The sequence below is a fragment of the Rhizobium sp. USDA 4016 genome, assembly GCF_056279705.1.
On sequence record NZ_JBWCCY010000003.1, the window covers coordinates 212,491 to 227,213 of the forward strand.

Genomic DNA, 14,723 nt, shown 5'->3' on the forward strand with positions numbered 1-14,723 from the left:
TGTTCTTTCTTCCTATTTTCCCCCGCCCAGCGAACGAACAAACACCGTCAGTTCCTTCACGACGGCGTCGCCCAAGCGGGCCGACCACGCCGGCATGACGCCGTGTTTAGGCGCGGTCACCTGGCGGATGATCGCCCCCTCCCCCCGCCCCTTGAGCCATATGGCGTCGGCGAGATTCGGTGCACCCATCTCCTGCTTGCCCTTTTCATCCTCACCGTGACAGACGGCGCAATTGTCGATGAAAACCTGCTTTCCGGCTTCCGCCAATGCCGGATCAACAGGTGTATTCGTCAGTCCCCACACATAAGCGGCAACCTGTCGTATCTGCGTGCGTTCGAGCACGTCGCCGAAGGCGGGCATCTCCGACACGCGCGTCTCGGGATCGGCGTCAAAGCGGATGCCGTGAGCGACAGTCTGTTGAATGGCGGTAAGATCACCGCCCCAGAGCCAATCGTCGTCGTTCAGGTTCGGAAAACCCGGCCCACCTGTCGCACCCGAACCATGGCACGGGGCGCAGTTGACTTTGAAGGCAGACGCGCCGCCTGCGATGGCCAATTCGCGCAGAGACGGATCCGCGTCAATTTCCGCTACGGTCTTTGCAGCGATCTGCTGCTCGAACTGTGTCTGAACAGCCTTTGCCAGTTGCACTTGCTGCTGCAGCTCCGCGCGGCTGGAGAAGCCGAGCAGGCCCTTTGTCGTTTCCTTGATCATCGGTATCGACGGATACGCGTATGCATAACCGATCGCCCATAGAATGGTGGCGTAAAACGTCCAGATCCACCAACGCGGCATGGGATTGTTGAGCTCTCGGATTCCGTCCCACTCGTGACCGGTCGTCTCGACGCCGCTGATTTCGTCAATCTGTTTCTCCGTCATCTCATTCATCCTTCAGCGGTATGATCGCGGCGTCGTCGGCTTTCTGTTTGCTGCCGGGCCGGAGGATGAAAAAGAGCGCGCCCACAAAGAACACCGCCATCGCCAGAAGACCCCAACTGTCGGCGAAGTGACGCATTGCGTTGTAAGTTTCCATAGTGATCCTCATCGATAGCCCGTCGCGTCGTCGTACGTCGAAAAATCAACCAGAGTGCCGAGCATCTGGAGGTACGAGACCAGTGCATCCATCTCCGTCAGCCTGGAGGGATCGCCGTCGAAGTCCGTCACCTTTGCTTTTGGGTAGCGCGCAAGCAAGTCGGTCGTGTTGGCGTTCGGATCGGCCTGGGCACGCATGTCGGCTTCGGCGTTTGCCAGCATGTCGTCGGTATAGGGCACACCCACGTCTGCGTTGGCCTTCAGATCCACGTCGATGCTCTTGACCGTCACCTCCCTTTCTGTGAGGAAGGCGTAGCTGGGCATGATCGATTCCGGGACGACGGCGCGTGGATCGGACAGATGCTGCACATGCCATTCGTTCGAATAACGACCGCCCACCCTGGCGAGGTCAGGCCCCGTGCGCTTCGACCCCCATTGGAATGGATGGTCATACATTGATTCAGCCGCCAGCGAGTAGTGGCCGTAGCGCTCCACCTCGTCGCGGAATGGTCGGATCATTTGGCTGTGACACAGATAGCATCCTTCGCGGATATAGATGTTTCGTCCTGCGAGCTCGAGCGGCGTATAGGGCCGCATGCCCTCCACTTTCTCGATCGTGTTCTGGAGATAGAACAGCGGTGCGATCTCAACGATGCCGCCAATACTCACAACCAGCAGAGACCCTAAGAGCAGCAGCGTGGCATTTTTCTCAAGGATCTGATGTTTTTCCAGGATGGACATCTTGTTTTACCTCACTCGCCGGGGTGAACGATGAACGCTCCGGGGATGGCGGCTTCGTCGCGCTGGTGTCCGCGGATGGTCATGGCGACGTTGAAGGCCATGACCACGCCGCCGGCCAGATAAAGGCCACCGCCGACCGCGCGCAGTAGGTAGTAAGGGAACATCGCTGCGACAGTTTCCGAGAACGAATAGACCAGGAAGCCTTGGGTATTGTACTCGCGCCACATGAGACCCTGCTGGATCCCGGCGACCCAAAGGACGGCCGCATAGATGACGATGCCGAGGGTGGCGAGCCAGAAATGCCAGTTGACCATGCGAAGGCTGTAAAGCCGCTCGCGACTCCAAAGCTTCGGCGTCAGATAGTAGATTGCACCGAAAGTGATCATGCCGACCCAGCCAAGCGCCCCGGAATGAACATGGCCAATCGTCCATTCCGTGTAGTGGCTGAGGGAATTGACTGTCTTCACCGCCATCATCGGACCCTCGAAGGTCGACATCCCATAGAAGGCGATTGCCATAATCATCATGCGGATGATCGGGTCGGTGCGGATCTTGTCCCAAGCGCCCGATAACGTCATTATACCGTTGATCATGCCGCCCCACGAGGGCATCCAAAGCATTACGGAGAAGACCATCCCGAGCGTCTGCGCCCAATCGGGCAGCGCGGTATAGTGCAGATGGTGCGGCCCGGCCCAGATATACATGAAGATCAGGGCCCAGAAGTGGATGATCGACAGCCGGTAGGAATAGATCGGACGGTTCGCCTGCTTCGGCACGAAATAATACATCATACCGAGAAAACCTGAGGTCAGGAAAAAGCCGACGGCATTATGGCCGTACCACCATTGCGTCAGGGCGTCTTGCACGCCCGAAAAAAGCGAATAGCTCTTCGAACCGAGCAAGGAAACCGGCACGGCCAGATTGTTGACGACGTGCAACATGGCGATCGTGACGATGAAGCTCAGATAGAACCAGTTCGCAACATAGATATGCGGTTCCTTGCGCTTCAGGATCGTTCCCAGAAAGGCGACGAGATAGGCAACCCAAACAAGGGTGAGCCAGATATCAACATACCATTCGGGTTCGGCATATTCGCGGGCCTGGGTGATGCCGAGAACATAGCCGGTTGCGGCCATGACGATGAAAAGCTGATAGCCCCAAAAGACGAACCAGCCGAGGTTGCCACCGAAGAGTCGAGCGCGACAGGTACGCTGCACGACGTAGAAGGAAGTCATTATTAGAGCATTGCCGCCAAACGCGAAAATGACGGCGGAGGTATGAACGGGACGGAGCCGACCAAAGTTAAAATGTGGCGCAACATTCAAATCAGGAAAGGCAAGTTGGAGGGCGATCACGACACCTACCAGGAATCCGATCACGCCCCAAAAGACGGTGGCGATCAAGCCATACCGGATAACCTCGTCAAAATAGGCCCCCGATCCGGCCTTGGCGCGAGGTCCCCCGGGGGAAAAATCAACCCGCAGAAGCAGCAGGACTGTGCCTGCTAGGAGGCAGAAGAACAGGACCCACATGTGGGCCGCAAAAAGCTGATCTTGAGCGGCCCCGGCACCAACCAGTGCCAGGAAAGCGCCGACCGCAACCAAAACGGTTTCAGCGGTGTACTTCATGTCATGGCCTCCAACCAGTGCCAAGAAAGCGCCGACCGCAACCAAAACGGTTTCAGCGGTTATCATGTCATGGCCTCCAAGCCGCAGATAACCGCGCCATGGACGGCCGTCTTTCTTGCCACTCTGGGGAACAGTTCCCACGAGAGGGGCAACAAGTCCTTGATCTATATCAACGAACGCTACAGGTTTTCTTGCTCTGCTGACTTAGTTACAGACAGTTGCGCTTTTCAAGCCGATGGTCGCCATTCCGAATGCTCCCATCGACAACGCGAGCCGGTACAGGTCGACGCGCAAGAACACCGTATTCGAGAGGAGACAATGATCGGCCTGCGAGCTCGCTTGCCGCCCGCCCTCAAGAATATGAACCGGAATTTGCTCAATCTCAAAAAATATCTGCCGATCCGCACCTAAAGTCGGGCCTGACGGCTAATCGGCCTCGCAAACAGGAGATAGGGAATGCGTTTTAAAATCGGTCTGATCGTTGCAACGGCAGCGCTGGCCTCTTCGGCGATGCCACTCATGGCGGCGGATCACCAGATCCGGATGCTCAACAAAGGCGCAGACGGCGTAATGGCCTTCGAACCGGGTTTCGTGAAGATCGCACCCGGCGACACCGTCACCTTCATTCCCATTGACAAGGGCCACAATGTCGAAACATTCAAAGGTTTGATCCCCACCGGGGCGCCCGAATTCAAATCCAAAGCGAACGAAGAATACCGGGCAAAATTCGACATTCCGGGCGCTTACGTTGTGAAATGCACGCCGCATGCGGGCATGGGAATGGTGGCTCTCATTGAGGTTGGCGAGAACCCCGCCAATCTCGACGCCATTAAGACTGCTAAGCTTCCAAAGCTGGTGCGCAAGCGACTTGATGCCCACCTGATGCGTGCCGATAAGAAACGGCCGAGCGAACGATAGCAGGAGGCTAGGGCATGCGATCGCTTGCAAAAACCCTGCGGAAAGCCATTAGCAATGGGGAGCTTAAGCGTATGTATATAGCTACCCGCCGAAGCGATCATATAACGATCTTGAAAACATTACATTGAGCGATGTTTGGGCTTCAAACGCCAGGGGGCCGGTTTCATTATATATACATATCCCGTTCCGCCGATACCGGTGCACATACTGTACGCTCTTTCTGACCACACGGCACACGGAAGGCCGCATTCAGCGTTATGTTTCATTTTCTTTTTCGAGAGCCTGTCGATCTGGGCATGCGCGAGCTGGTCGATCTCACCGATCGTTCAAAGCTACATCACGGATCTCGCCCGAAGCCCCAGCGACATTGTCATTGGTGCGAATGTAATGGCAATGCACATCGGGGTTGCGGGCGGCACCGCACTCGGCAGCGGGCTGCTTGCAAGTTAGGATGTGTCGGTGCTTCCAATCGGAGCGGCCGGGCTGGCCATGATGGCTCTAGCTGCTGCCATCATGTCTGTCAGAACCTCGCGCCCATGATGCGGCCATCCGTCAATCGGGTTCGTAGCGCATCCGGAACGCCACCAGAAAAGACACTCCGATAAATGCTCTGATGCGGAGAGGCTGCTGCTCAGGTGTTCCGCATTACGATGAGGTGGCTCAGCTATAGCGCGATGATCAGGATGAGACGCGCATTGCCTCGTCGAAAATGCTCCCTGATTGTCGGTCGTTGCCTCATCTGATTTGCTCCCAGGATTTGGGGCGCGGATGGAACCCCTGTCCGCGAATTACCGAAACCCGCAATTGGAAACGTCGAGATCGCAATCGGGGTCTGGCTCACGATAATTTGCTGTCGGCGGAGAGCCCCCGGATCGCCGTCACACGGCGATCAATTCGCGCGCGCTCTCTGCGCCGAGGCAAACCTCCGCGTCTCCGTCGACGTCTCCTCCTTCAAGAAGGCGCCCTGCGCAGCTTCGTCACCGTTTTTGCAGCAGAAACCGACTTCGTGCAGCGCTATGACCCGGCGCGAAGTTAATGAACAGTGAACGCGACCGAACAATCTAACTGGAGCTCAGAATATAGCGGCGATTGGTGACGGCCGCTGGCCGGGCATTCATCGAATAGAGTGCCGTGAACTTCTTGATGTCGGCAGCATCGACCTCGACTGGGTGCATTGCCACCATCCAATCGACGATTTCGCTGCAAGGCGGCGTAGTCAGTGATCCCTCGTAAATCCAATATCCGAGGGAGGATGGCAGCAACCCGCTAGGGTCCACCCCGTCGATTGCGGCTTCCTCACCGGGCTTTTTCGGGAAAGCTGCCGCGAGGCTGGAGAAGGCCGCATTGGAAGGCCCAGGAACAAGGAAAACGCCTAATACGCCCAGCGCACCCGTTTCGGCATGATTGTGGACGAAATGTGCTTCGATCGGAAAGGCTTTTCCTTCAACCAGATGTTCGCTCGGCGCATGAAAATGGTACTGTACCAATTCATAGGTCTTGTCGCCGCGGCGGAGCGTGCCCCCGGGTGCCGCCTTCACTTGGATCGTATGCCCATTGTTGAGGATTGTGCCGCCGCTCTTCCAACCGGGCACGAGGTCTGGAATATCGGCCTTGATCGCCCCCCCGATATCGAGCGGCGATTGCTGTTGACCCGCCGAGCAGGCGTTATTCTCCTTGCTGAGCGAGCCCCAATGTTCAGGACCCGCGTCACCTTCATAGCCCCAATGGACACCTTCTGCCGCAAATGTTGTCTTAGTGCAGAGTGGACAAGCGGCAAGAAACGCCAAGCCTCTGAGGAAGTGTCGCCGTTCCATATTTTATCCCTTTCCTAACCAGGACGAGCAAAAAGTGCTCGCAGCTCGGCATCTCTGGATCAGGTTCGTCTGTCAATCGATAGACATTCCCCGGGGGAAAAGATCGCGCAAGTTGGATAGCACTTGCTGAATAAGGGCCGTCGACCGGTCACGGTGATCGGCCGTTGATTGACGGGAGCGGTCTCGCGGTTCCGCGCGCAACTCCAGTCTACTGTCAATCGGCGTCCAAAATGCACGCCGAAACACACGCACAGACTCTTTCTGAAGAGGAAATGAGAACAGCACACGGGGTGGAACTTGATTTCTAGGGCCACCGCGTGCTCATACGGATCGGTGGTTTTTCGACGTACTGCAACAAGGAAGTAACCCATTGCAGACGGCGTTTTCGAGTTATAGGTTTTTCGTAGCGGCAATCAGCCGCGGGACCGTCAAGGATTAGTTATGGCCACTGGAACCGTTAAGTTTTTCAATGGGGACAAAGGATTTGGCTTCATTTCGCCCGAAATTGGAGGAACTGACGTATTCGTGCACGTGTCAGCTTTACAGGAGGGCAGTTCGCTAAGCGAAAGGCAAAGAGTGAGCTACGAGGTCGGCCAGGATCGCAAGACCGGAAAATCAAAGGCTGAAAACGTCTGGGTGCTTTGATTGATTTTGTGAGGATCGGCTGCGAACGCAGGCCGATCCTCTTTTGCGGCCGACAGAATTCTTCGCCTTGATAGGATCGAACCGCCGATACGAAAATAGACGATCGATTCATAAGAAGTTAGTCCGCCAAATCGCTCCTCCGGTTACCGATGTCGCGGCCGTCGGAAGGTGTCGGATTTCTGACAATCCGGCACATGGAGCACAGCGCTATTCGAGTGATCTGTTGTTTTGAACGGGTTTTTCTGACTTGGCACGGCAGTTGCTTAGTTTGGCATGCGCGGCCGCAGGAGGAGGCCCACCACGACCAGGCTCGCCGAATTGGCGATCGTCACATTGGCCGCCTCGCCGAGGGCCGGACAACTTCCGCCCTCGCCTGCGGGTTCCATACCGGCCGGCAGACCATCCCGGGTGTACGCGCCACGCTTCCCTGACCGTCGTGACGATTCCGATCGCCTTGGTGTAAAGGACAGCAAGATGCTCTGGGATACCTGCAGGCTTTGAAGGGTCTAACGCCGCCTACATATGATAAGGGCACAACACCTATGAATGATCTGTCTAATCATCGCCTGCCGGCCCAGGGGTTGGAGACTTTGCCGCTGCGAATGCCGAGACATTGTAGCAACGCCTACGACCTCGCCAAATTTCTCAAGATGCACCCAAAGGTTCTCGCCGTTACACATCCATCCCTCGGTGAGGGCGTTCATAAGCGTCGCGCTCAGCAGAACATGGGCGACCACGGCGGTCCAATGCTGGTTTTTGAGATCGCCGGCGGGACCGAGGCCGGTCGCCGATTCATCGAGCGTCTAAGGCTGGCCTATCATGCCGCTAATATCGGGGATGCGAGGACGCTCGCGACCCACCCAGCTTCGACAACACATGCGTCGGTTTCGCCGAAGGCTCGCCTTGCGGCAGGCGTTCGAGACGGCTCCATCCGGATCTCTGTCGGACTTGAATACATCGAAGACATTGTCAGCGATATCGCGCAAGCCTTCGAAGGTATTTGATGGCGAGGACCGCAGTTGACGGCGGGTCGGCCGTTGTCGGCGTCGTTTGCGACCGCCGGATTGAAGACGGGGTTGCACTGGATACCCTACGCGTGCGCTATCTTGAGGCCTTGCATAACATTGCGGGCGTCGTACCGCTCGCAATCCCCACGGGCCTTTCGGCACGGGACATCAGGGCAATCTTATCGGTCCTGAACGGCGTGCTGCTGACCGGAGCGGGTTCAAATGTCGCGCCTTCACTGTATGGCGAAGCCGGGGCGCCTTCAGACACGCTGGATCCGGAGCGGGATCGGACAACTCTGGCCCTGATCGGCGCCGCTCTCTCACTGGAGATTCCTCTGCTTGGGATCTGCCGTGGGCTGCAAGAACTCAACGTCGCCCTCGGCGGCACACTGGCAAGCGACATATCAAGCGGCGAGGGTCGGCATACACATACAGAAGATCTCTCGCTTCTACGCGATTTACAATTCGCTCCCAGGCAGGAGATCATAGCCGAAGGCGACGGCGTCATCGCGCGCTGCATTCAACGCATGCGGCAGGGCCCGGTGCTAGTCAACAGCCTGCACAAACAGGGGATTGCCAGACTTGCAGATGCGCTGGTTGTCGACGCGCGATGCGTGGATGGCGTGATCGAGGCAGTCTCCGTAAGGCGTGCGAGTACGTTTGCCGCCGCTTTACAATGGCATCCCGAATGGCATTGCAATACAGACCCGCTCAGCCGCGAGATGTTCCAGGAATTCGGCGAGGCCTGTCGCAGGCATCAAAAGGCGACAAAATGAAAAAAAATCGAAACTCAAATCTGTCCCGCACCTTTGGAGCTGGTTTCGCCCTCCTGGCAGCTCTGTCGAACGGTACAGTGGGCGTTCTCTCGCGCAAAGCTTTCAATGAGGGCCTGGACCACACAACCGTTGCATTCTGGCGATGCGGTATTGCGCTTTCCTTGGTCACGATCATCATCATTCTCACGCCGAATGGCATTAACCGTCTGCTGAGAGCCTTACGAGGCTCCTGGAAAATCGCCATCTGCTCGGCGCTTGGGATCCAGGCGTTTGCCTATGCGAGCATTCCGCTGGTAGAAATATTGGTTTTCGCAGGCGGGCTCGTCGCGATCCTGCTGGATATCCTCATTCTCAAAGAGAAAATCACCGCACGAAGAATACTTGCAATGCTGATGGTGTTCTTCGGCGGCTATTTCCTGATCTGTCGTGATGGTACGGCAATCGGAAGCGGCCTTGGCATCGGGTTTGCGCTCATCGCGGGCATAGGATATGCGAGCTTCATCTTCGCCTGGAAACTCTTCAAGCTGTCTTCATCGTTGGAGAGCTTCTGGTGGTTTCTGGCTTTCGGTTTTGCGATGCTTGCCGTCCCCTACGTCTGGGATGGGGCACCGATGCCTCCGGTTGGCGCATACCCAAGCTTGTTATCGTTGGGGATCATTCCATCGCTTTGCGGATTCTACTGTACGATCCTGGCTCTTAATCATATCGAAGCGTATAAAACGCAGGTTATCGAATCGAGTGAACCACTTTTCTCTGCACTCTTTGCGGCTTTTTTCTTCGGCGAATGGCTGACCGATACAGGTATATTCGCTGCAATCGCTATCATTTTGGGCGCGCTGATGATGTCCCTGCCCGACCGGGGCGCCAGTATTGACGCTGACGCGACCGATTAGAGAGCATCGTACGATTAATCGAACCCATATCCGGCAGCGGTGAAATAGTTTCGACATTAAGCTATGTCGAAAAGATTACAGATTGATCCAAGTGCGTGTGAGAGGGCGTCGAAAGTTCTGGCTGCGGCGGCTCGCAGATGGGCTTTGACTTTCGAGAAAGCCATTTCGATCGGGTTGAGATCGGGGCTGTAGGCAGGCAAGAAGAGGAACCAAGCCCCCGCCTCTTTGAGGACACCTGCAGCTTTGGCACTTTTGTGAACAGCAAGGTTGTCAAGAACTACGACGTCGCCTCGATCGAGTGTCGGAGCAAGTTGCGTCTCGACATAGGTATCAAAAATGGCGCGGTTCATCGGCCGGTCGATGATCCAAGGCGCGGTCAGTCCGAAGCATCGCAAGCCCGCGACGAAGGTTTGTGTGCCCCAGTGGCCGAACGGCGCGTCCATGACCAGGCGCTCTCCGCGTGCACAGCGGCCGCGCAGTCGCACCATCTTTGTGTTCACAGAAGTTTCATCCAGAAAAACAAGCCGATGCGGTTCGAGCCGCATTCTGGGCAGGCGTTTTCCAATCCAAAAATCACGATGCTGACGGATCTTCGCGCGTGCGCGTTCCGACGCCATCAGCTGTTTTTTTATATGTGAAGCCCTGCAATATCAGAAAGCGGGACAAGGACGATGGCGGGACAAGGACACCATGTTTTTCCTCAAGACGCCGCGCCAGTTCCGGCATGGTGATATCCGGCTTCTCCTCGACCTGCGCGACCAGAAAATCGCGATAGGCCGACAGCTTTCCCCTGCCTGGTGGTCTGCCTTGTCGTGCCGGAGCTATAGTGCCGGTGCGCTCACGGCGCTGGAGCAGCTTGATTGCAGAGCTGTTGCTGACACCGAAATGGCGGGCTGCGGCTCGCCGTGACTGGCCGCTGGAAACCATGGCGACGACGCGCTGGCGAAGATCGGCAGAATGAGATCCAACTGAAGTGAATCACAACCAGAATGCCAAGGAAACACCTCGCGATTCCCAATTCAGGAGCGATGCTCTAGTATGTCGGGCGAAATGAAAAACTGACCCCGCGCATTGCCTCAGGCAAAATGTTACCGATAGTGTCGATGCTCCGACTTGGATGGCCATGGTGCGCTGTCCCGGTTCGGAGGGTGGCGAGGCGGATCAGTATGGCGACACGATCGGAGCTGGTGTCAGCAATCGTCGAACGGTATCGATTGGGAAGTCGAAGCGACAAGCGCCCCATCATGGATGAGTTCGTGGCAGTGACCGGCTATCATCGCAAGCATGCGATCCGGGTTCTGGCGAGTCGTGAGAAGAGGTCATCTGGTAACAAGAGTAACAGCCTTCGTTATGGCAGCGATGTGCCGTGAGGCGCTCATCGTGTTGTGGCCTCGGAGCGGCTGTGTTCCAAACGCCTCAAACCGTTGACACCTGTATTGTTACCTGCCTTGAGCGGCATGGCCGGCTCGAGCTCGATGACGCGCTGGGCTCTAGGCTATAGTCTAGCTCACCCTTACGCGAGAGATATTCACACTGATTGATAATTTGTTGAAGGTTTTGGCCCCCCGTTTGGCGCCATGCGAATTACAACCTGAGCTCGATCGGGCATGCCGCACGCTCCAAACTAGTGCAAAGCATCTTTTAGCATTGAGCACCCATCTATCCATCTTCGAGATACGGACAAAATGGAACGGAGCAATCCGTCGAGGTCAGCGAAAGCCATACCGAAAACGACGCGTTCAGCTTGCAGGGCCTCCATATCCATTTCCGGATTTTCCGCATACGCAGACAGGAGCCGCGGCAATGTTGCTTGAGAGCGCTCCTATTGAATGAAGCGTTGCCTCCATTTTGTGACGAGCCTCAGCATCAATTTCAAGAAAGCCGCCAATGCGACGAATCTCGACGGCGCGTGGCCATGCTGTCGGAAAGCCCAAGCGATCGTGCCTGGCGGGAAAAACTTTCATACTCGGCCGATCTTAGCCGGGCACTAACGACCTTGAAACCCTTAACCTCCCCGCTTTCACGTGGATCGACATCAATTGAAACATGTTTGCTGCCTTGCGACATAGCTTCCTCTATTGAAAAATGAGAAATCTTCCGCGGAAGACCGCGTTGGCATGGACGGAGAATAAGCCGCGGAATTAGACGTAATCAAGAATAATATGGCCGTAATACATTTAATTCGGTTACATCTGTAACCAAATTTCAATTGAAGTAAAGTATAAAGTGAATTAATCACAATTTTATCTATGATATACGAGACTATATTCAGGTAAAGGATGTTCGTTTCACCGGAATCGCAGGACAAAGACATGAAACTTCTGACATTTAGCTCATTCAAAGGAGGTGCCGGGAAAAAAACGGCCCTCATGGGGCTTTGTGCCGCGTTCGCAAGCAACGGTCGGCGAGTGGCTCTATTTGACACGGACGAGAACCGGCCACTTACGCGATGGAAAGAAAACGCCTTACGAAGCAACACTTGGGACTCTCTCTGCGAAGTTTATGGGGCGGAGGAAATGTCGCTACTGGAAGCAGCCTATGATGAGGCCGAGCGGCAGGGGTTCGATTATGCGCTGGCCGATACCCGTGGTGGTTCGAGCGAGCTCAACAACACAATCATTGCCAGCTCAAGCCTGCTTCTGATTCCGACAATGTTAACGCCGCTCGATGTCGATGAAGCCCTTTCAACCTACCTCTACGTGATTGAGCTGTTGTTGAGCGAAAATTTGACAATTCCAACGGCCGTACTGCGCCAACGTGTGCCGGTCGGTCGGCTCACTACATCTCAGAGAGCGCTGTCAGACATGCTCGAGTGCCTCCCAGTTGTTCCATCGCCTATGCACGAGAGAGATGCATTCGCTGCGATGAGAGAAAGGGGCATGCTGCATCTCACACTGCTGAATATGAGGGTCGATCCGACGATGCGCCTTCTCGAGCGGAATCTCAGGATTGCAATGGATGAACTCATCACCCTCTCCAAATTGATTGGCAATGCCTTGGAGGCTTAAAGATGGGGATCCGCAAACCCGTTTTGTCAGTAGCGGAGGCGAGGCAGCTTGCCATTGCTCGAACCGAAATCGTACGATGTTCCTTACGTGAGGGGGCCCAGAAATCGGCTCTATCGCAGTTGCCCGGGAATGCCGGCAAGCCTCCACTACGCCAGCCATCACCAGACATCATAAGAGCCCCCGATCAGCAACCGATGGTTACGGTGGATGCTCTTAGCTCGCCTACAGCTCCAGAGAAGTATGCCGCGGGCTTTGGCTCCACTCAGATTTTCGCGGCTGGCATAGCCGCCGTCGGCCGCGGCCTGACGCGGCGGCTCGCCGTAAAAAGCGATGTGGCGTTCCAGCATCGGCAAGAAGCGCTCGCTGTCGGTCGGGTTGCCGGCTTCGATGACGAGGTCGAGGATCAGTCCACTTCTGCCGGTGGTCAGATTGAGTTTGTGGCCGTAGTCGACGTCGCGGCTGCCCTTGACGATGATGTCGGCATGCGGCTCGAAGAGGCTCACCAGCTTCTCGCCGGCCGGGACCGGCTCCCCGGCCAGGACCCGCCGTCGGTCTGGGCGATGATCCGCTCGATCAGCGGCCGGTAGTGGCGGTGCTGGGCCTGCCACAGTTCGCCGCCCGGGCCCGTCGCCAGGGGCAACTGTTCACTCGCCTGCTGCAGATCACTCAAGGTCGTGCGCGTGATCTTGAGCAGTTCGCGGTAGTGCTTGATCCGTTTCGGGCGGCCGCGGGTATATTCGATCGCCCGAGCCCGCTTCTTTGCCGCGCGACGGTGGTCATGCCATGGGATGGCACGACCCTGTGCATCGGCCTGCTGCAACAGCCGCACCATCACCCGGACAGCGTCCCATAACAGGCTGCTGTCACTCGGCTCGTGGATCAGTGCGGCCGTGACGGTGCTGTCCACACGCACGACCTTGCCACTTTCCAGCCTCTCCTGCCGGGCGCTCGCCAGTAGCACCTGGTTGATCTTTTCAAAGGTTTGCGCCCGGATCGCGCTGATCGTCTTGTGCAAGGCCGACTTCTTCGGATTCCACCCCCACGGCAGCCGGGCAAAGGCCCGAAACGAGGCGGAGTCTTCGAGATGGAAGGCCAGTTCCTGATAACTCAACTGGCGATGCTGCTTGAGCAGCGCGCAGCGCAGCACAGCCTCGGCCGGCAGCCCCTCGCGACCGGTCTCCTTCAGACCATGCCGGCGCAGGTCCCGCGTCACCAGCCCGAGCAGATCGCGATGCTCATCCAGCCATTGCGACATCGCCTTCAGTTCACGACCAATCTCGTGTTCGGCGAAAAGATCGAATACACTGGCTTGGACCGTGCGTTCTTGGCGCATTGTCGGCTCCGGCGGTTACGGGTTTGTCTTTAGAATCAGTAGCTTGATCTAAAGTATACCTGAAACCGCCGGGCTTTGCCCGCGGAGATATCGCGATTCCTACAATAATTTCAGCAGTTTACCGTTTATGGACGGGCACTAGCTAGCAGCGATGGAGGACAATGTGTGGCTACAAGCAAATCAGTCAGCACATTCTGTACCCCCGTACGCGACATCCACATCCGCGTCAAAAAAATAACCGGCGCCCCTCGCTGTTTTAATCAACTTAGGGTTTGCTGGATCCTGCTCAAGCTTCCGGCGCAGCCTCAAAATGAGAACATCAATACTTCTGTCATACACTTCCTCATCGCGCACTCGACTGGCGATCAGAAGCTGCTCACGGGAGAGGACATCGCCTGGCTTTTCCAGGAAAGCAACGAAAAGATTGAACTCACCTGCGGTAAGTTTCACCTCACAACCGTGTCCGGACGTCAAACGGCGTTGCCTGAGATTAAGTGTCCAGTCACCGAAATGAAACGACCGTCGATCCTTCGTTCGCACCACGTTTTGCCGCGAACGCAACGCAACACGGATGCGCGCTAAAAATTCGCGTGTTCCAAACGGCTTGGAAATAAAGTCAGTTGCTCCTAGTTCGAGCGCAATAACCTTGTCCGCCTCCTCAAGCCGACCGCCGCTGATGATAATAATAGGAACATCGGATTTTGTGCCTAGTTTGCGAACTATCTCGAGCCCGTCTTCACGACCCAAGTTGAGGTCAACGACGACAACATCGACCATTTCAGTCGAGAGTATGCGGTTGAACTGTTGGCTATTTGCTACCCCGGTGACCTTAAAAGCATGGATCGTAAGATACTCAATGATCAGATGGCGCATCGCGTCGTCGTCATCGATGACAAGAACGTGTTTCAACAGTTCACCTTCATTCTAGTAG

The 14,723-nt window shown here is 56.2% G+C and carries 17 protein-coding genes and 2 pseudogenes; 8 read left to right on the forward strand and 11 right to left on the reverse strand.

The features are described from left to right. Positions 1–12 precede the first annotated feature (12 nt). The 4 genes from ccoP to ccoN are packed head-to-tail and all read right to left on the reverse strand — an operon-like array spanning position 13 to position 3,398. Entirely contained in the window at positions 13–876 is an 864-nt protein-coding gene (ccoP, locus tag ACZ9DP_RS14065) for a cytochrome-c oxidase, cbb3-type subunit III (protein WP_476202511.1), read from the reverse strand. Between the two features lies 1 nt (position 877). After that, a complete protein-coding gene (locus ACZ9DP_RS14070) occupies positions 878–1,030 on the reverse strand; it encodes a cbb3-type cytochrome c oxidase subunit 3 (RefSeq protein WP_476202512.1) in 153 nt (50 codons plus the stop codon). Between the two features lie 8 nt (positions 1,031–1,038). Continuing rightward, the gene (gene ccoO, locus ACZ9DP_RS14075; protein WP_476202513.1) at positions 1,039–1,770 is read right to left on the reverse strand and encodes a cytochrome-c oxidase, cbb3-type subunit II; all 732 of its coding nucleotides are present in this window, start codon (positions 1,768–1,770) and stop codon (positions 1,039–1,041) included. Positions 1,771–1,781: 11 nt separating this feature from the next. Beyond that, positions 1,782–3,398, reverse strand: a complete 1,617-nt coding sequence (gene ccoN / locus ACZ9DP_RS14080; RefSeq protein WP_476202515.1) for a cytochrome-c oxidase, cbb3-type subunit I — start codon at positions 3,396–3,398, stop codon at positions 1,782–1,784. Between ccoN and ACZ9DP_RS14085 the strand changes: the two genes are divergently transcribed. Together ACZ9DP_RS14085 and ACZ9DP_RS14090 are read left to right on the forward strand one after the other, a co-directional pair. Next, positions 3,303–3,809 (forward strand): hypothetical protein, encoded by a 507-nt coding sequence (locus tag ACZ9DP_RS14085; RefSeq protein ID WP_476202788.1) that lies wholly within the window; start codon positions 3,303–3,305, stop codon positions 3,807–3,809. The genes ccoN and ACZ9DP_RS14085 overlap by 96 nt on opposite strands. Before the next feature lie 45 nt (positions 3,810–3,854). Next, positions 3,855–4,316 (forward strand): pseudoazurin, encoded by a 462-nt coding sequence (locus ACZ9DP_RS14090; protein ID WP_476202516.1) that lies wholly within the window; start codon positions 3,855–3,857, stop codon positions 4,314–4,316. 1,061 nt (positions 4,317–5,377) lie between these two features. On the opposite strand, the gene ACZ9DP_RS14095 is transcribed toward ACZ9DP_RS14090, so the two are convergent. Beyond that, on the reverse strand, positions 5,378–6,130 hold the full coding sequence (locus ACZ9DP_RS14095) for a carbonic anhydrase (RefSeq protein WP_476202517.1): 753 nt from the start codon (positions 6,128–6,130) through the stop codon (positions 5,378–5,380). Between the two features lie 441 nt (positions 6,131–6,571). Here ACZ9DP_RS14095 and ACZ9DP_RS14100 point away from each other — a divergent pair, with 441 nt between their 5' ends. The 4 genes from ACZ9DP_RS14100 to ACZ9DP_RS14115 all read left to right on the forward strand — a co-directional run bounded on the left by ACZ9DP_RS14100 (position 6,572) and on the right by ACZ9DP_RS14115 (position 9,451). Continuing rightward, a complete protein-coding gene (locus ACZ9DP_RS14100; RefSeq protein WP_476202518.1) occupies positions 6,572–6,775 on the forward strand; it encodes a cold-shock protein in 204 nt (67 codons plus the stop codon). Positions 6,776–7,317: 542 nt separating this feature from the next. Beyond that, positions 7,318–7,779 (forward strand): PLP-dependent transferase, encoded by a 462-nt coding sequence (locus tag ACZ9DP_RS14105; RefSeq protein ID WP_476202519.1) that lies wholly within the window; start codon positions 7,318–7,320, stop codon positions 7,777–7,779. Beyond that, positions 7,779–8,558 (forward strand): gamma-glutamyl-gamma-aminobutyrate hydrolase family protein, encoded by a 780-nt coding sequence (locus tag ACZ9DP_RS14110; protein WP_476202520.1) that lies wholly within the window; start codon positions 7,779–7,781, stop codon positions 8,556–8,558. The genes ACZ9DP_RS14105 and ACZ9DP_RS14110 overlap by 1 nt, the downstream gene beginning before the upstream one ends. Next, on the forward strand, positions 8,555–9,451 hold the full coding sequence (locus ACZ9DP_RS14115; RefSeq protein WP_476202521.1) for a DMT family transporter: 897 nt from the start codon (positions 8,555–8,557) through the stop codon (positions 9,449–9,451). Before ACZ9DP_RS14110 ends, ACZ9DP_RS14115 begins: the two co-directional genes overlap by 4 nt. 56 nt (positions 9,452–9,507) lie before the next feature. Here the strand turns inward: ACZ9DP_RS14115 and ACZ9DP_RS14120 are convergent. The 4 genes from ACZ9DP_RS14120 to ACZ9DP_RS14135 all read right to left on the reverse strand — a co-directional run bounded on the left by ACZ9DP_RS14120 (position 9,508) and on the right by ACZ9DP_RS14135 (position 11,518). Further along, positions 9,508–10,378, reverse strand: a protein-coding gene (locus ACZ9DP_RS14120) for an IS630 family transposase (protein ID WP_476202523.1) whose coding sequence is annotated in 2 segments (ribosomal slippage) — positions 9,508–10,071 and positions 10,073–10,378 — 870 coding nt in all. Because the reading frame shifts where the segments join, the coding sequence is not laid out codon by codon here. A gap of 697 nt (positions 10,379–11,075) precedes the next feature. Then, the gene (locus ACZ9DP_RS14125; protein WP_476202525.1) at positions 11,076–11,216 is read right to left on the reverse strand and encodes a DNA mobilization endonuclease VirD1/MobC family subunit; all 141 of its coding nucleotides are present in this window, start codon (positions 11,214–11,216) and stop codon (positions 11,076–11,078) included. Beyond that, entirely contained in the window at positions 11,191–11,415 is a 225-nt protein-coding gene (locus ACZ9DP_RS14130) for a DNA mobilization endonuclease VirD1/MobC family subunit (protein WP_476202527.1), read from the reverse strand. Before ACZ9DP_RS14130 ends, ACZ9DP_RS14125 begins: the two co-directional genes overlap by 26 nt. Then, positions 11,324–11,518, reverse strand: coding sequence for a DNA mobilization endonuclease VirD1/MobC family subunit (locus tag ACZ9DP_RS14135; protein ID WP_476202528.1), 195 nt, complete (start codon positions 11,516–11,518; stop codon positions 11,324–11,326). Before ACZ9DP_RS14135 ends, ACZ9DP_RS14130 begins: the two co-directional genes overlap by 92 nt. Before the next feature lie 245 nt (positions 11,519–11,763). On the opposite strand from ACZ9DP_RS14135, the gene ACZ9DP_RS14140 reads away from it, so the two are divergent. Further along, positions 11,764–12,459, forward strand: coding sequence for a conjugal transfer ATPase VirC1 (locus ACZ9DP_RS14140; protein ID WP_476202530.1), 696 nt, complete (start codon positions 11,764–11,766; stop codon positions 12,457–12,459). Positions 12,460–12,461: 2 nt separating this feature from the next. Then, positions 12,462–12,644, forward strand: a pseudogene (locus tag ACZ9DP_RS14145) (VirC2 family conjugal transfer protein); the annotation flags it as partial. A 54-nt stretch (positions 12,645–12,698) separates the two neighbouring features. On the opposite strand, the pseudogene ACZ9DP_RS14150 reads toward ACZ9DP_RS14145, so the two are convergent. Both ACZ9DP_RS14150 and virG read right to left on the reverse strand, forming a co-directional pair. Next, positions 12,699–13,792: pseudogene (locus ACZ9DP_RS14150) on the reverse strand (ISNCY family transposase); the annotation flags it as partial. Positions 13,793–13,972: 180 nt separating this feature from the next. Continuing rightward, positions 13,973–14,701, reverse strand: coding sequence for a two-component system response regulator VirG (gene virG, locus ACZ9DP_RS14155; protein WP_476202532.1), 729 nt, complete (start codon positions 14,699–14,701; stop codon positions 13,973–13,975). Between the last annotated feature and the right edge of the window lie 22 nt (positions 14,702–14,723).

What these genes read in the sequence shown, in the direction of transcription:
- ACZ9DP_RS14100 (WP_476202518.1), top strand. Translation starts at nt 6,572, where the DNA reads ATGGCCACTGGAACCGTTAAGTTTTTCAATGGGGACAAAGGATTTGGC.
- ccoN (WP_476202515.1), bottom strand. Translation starts at nt 3,398, where the DNA reads ATGAAGTACACCGCTGAAACCGTTTTGGTTGCGGTCGGCGCTTTCCTG.
- ACZ9DP_RS14110 (WP_476202520.1), top strand. Translation starts at nt 7,779, where the DNA reads ATGGCGAGGACCGCAGTTGACGGCGGGTCGGCCGTTGTCGGCGTCGTT.
- ACZ9DP_RS14135 (WP_476202528.1), bottom strand. Translation starts at nt 11,518, where the DNA reads ATGTCGCAAGGCAGCAAACATGTTTCAATTGATGTCGATCCACGTGAA.
- ACZ9DP_RS14115 (WP_476202521.1), top strand. Translation starts at nt 8,555, where the DNA reads ATGAAAAAAAATCGAAACTCAAATCTGTCCCGCACCTTTGGAGCTGGT.
- ACZ9DP_RS14140 (WP_476202530.1), top strand. Translation starts at nt 11,764, where the DNA reads ATGAAACTTCTGACATTTAGCTCATTCAAAGGAGGTGCCGGGAAAAAA.
- ACZ9DP_RS14130 (WP_476202527.1), bottom strand. Translation starts at nt 11,415, where the DNA reads ATGAAAGTTTTTCCCGCCAGGCACGATCGCTTGGGCTTTCCGACAGCA.
- ccoO (WP_476202513.1), bottom strand. Translation starts at nt 1,770, where the DNA reads ATGTCCATCCTGGAAAAACATCAGATCCTTGAGAAAAATGCCACGCTG.
- ACZ9DP_RS14090 (WP_476202516.1), top strand. Translation starts at nt 3,855, where the DNA reads ATGCGTTTTAAAATCGGTCTGATCGTTGCAACGGCAGCGCTGGCCTCT.
- ACZ9DP_RS14105 (WP_476202519.1), top strand. Translation starts at nt 7,318, where the DNA reads ATGAATGATCTGTCTAATCATCGCCTGCCGGCCCAGGGGTTGGAGACT.
- ccoP (WP_476202511.1), bottom strand. Translation starts at nt 876, where the DNA reads ATGACGGAGAAACAGATTGACGAAATCAGCGGCGTCGAGACGACCGGT.
- ACZ9DP_RS14125 (WP_476202525.1), bottom strand. Translation starts at nt 11,216, where the DNA reads ATGGATATGGAGGCCCTGCAAGCTGAACGCGTCGTTTTCGGTATGGCT.
- ACZ9DP_RS14095 (WP_476202517.1), bottom strand. Translation starts at nt 6,130, where the DNA reads ATGGAACGGCGACACTTCCTCAGAGGCTTGGCGTTTCTTGCCGCTTGT.
- ACZ9DP_RS14070 (WP_476202512.1), bottom strand. Translation starts at nt 1,030, where the DNA reads ATGGAAACTTACAACGCAATGCGTCACTTCGCCGACAGTTGGGGTCTT.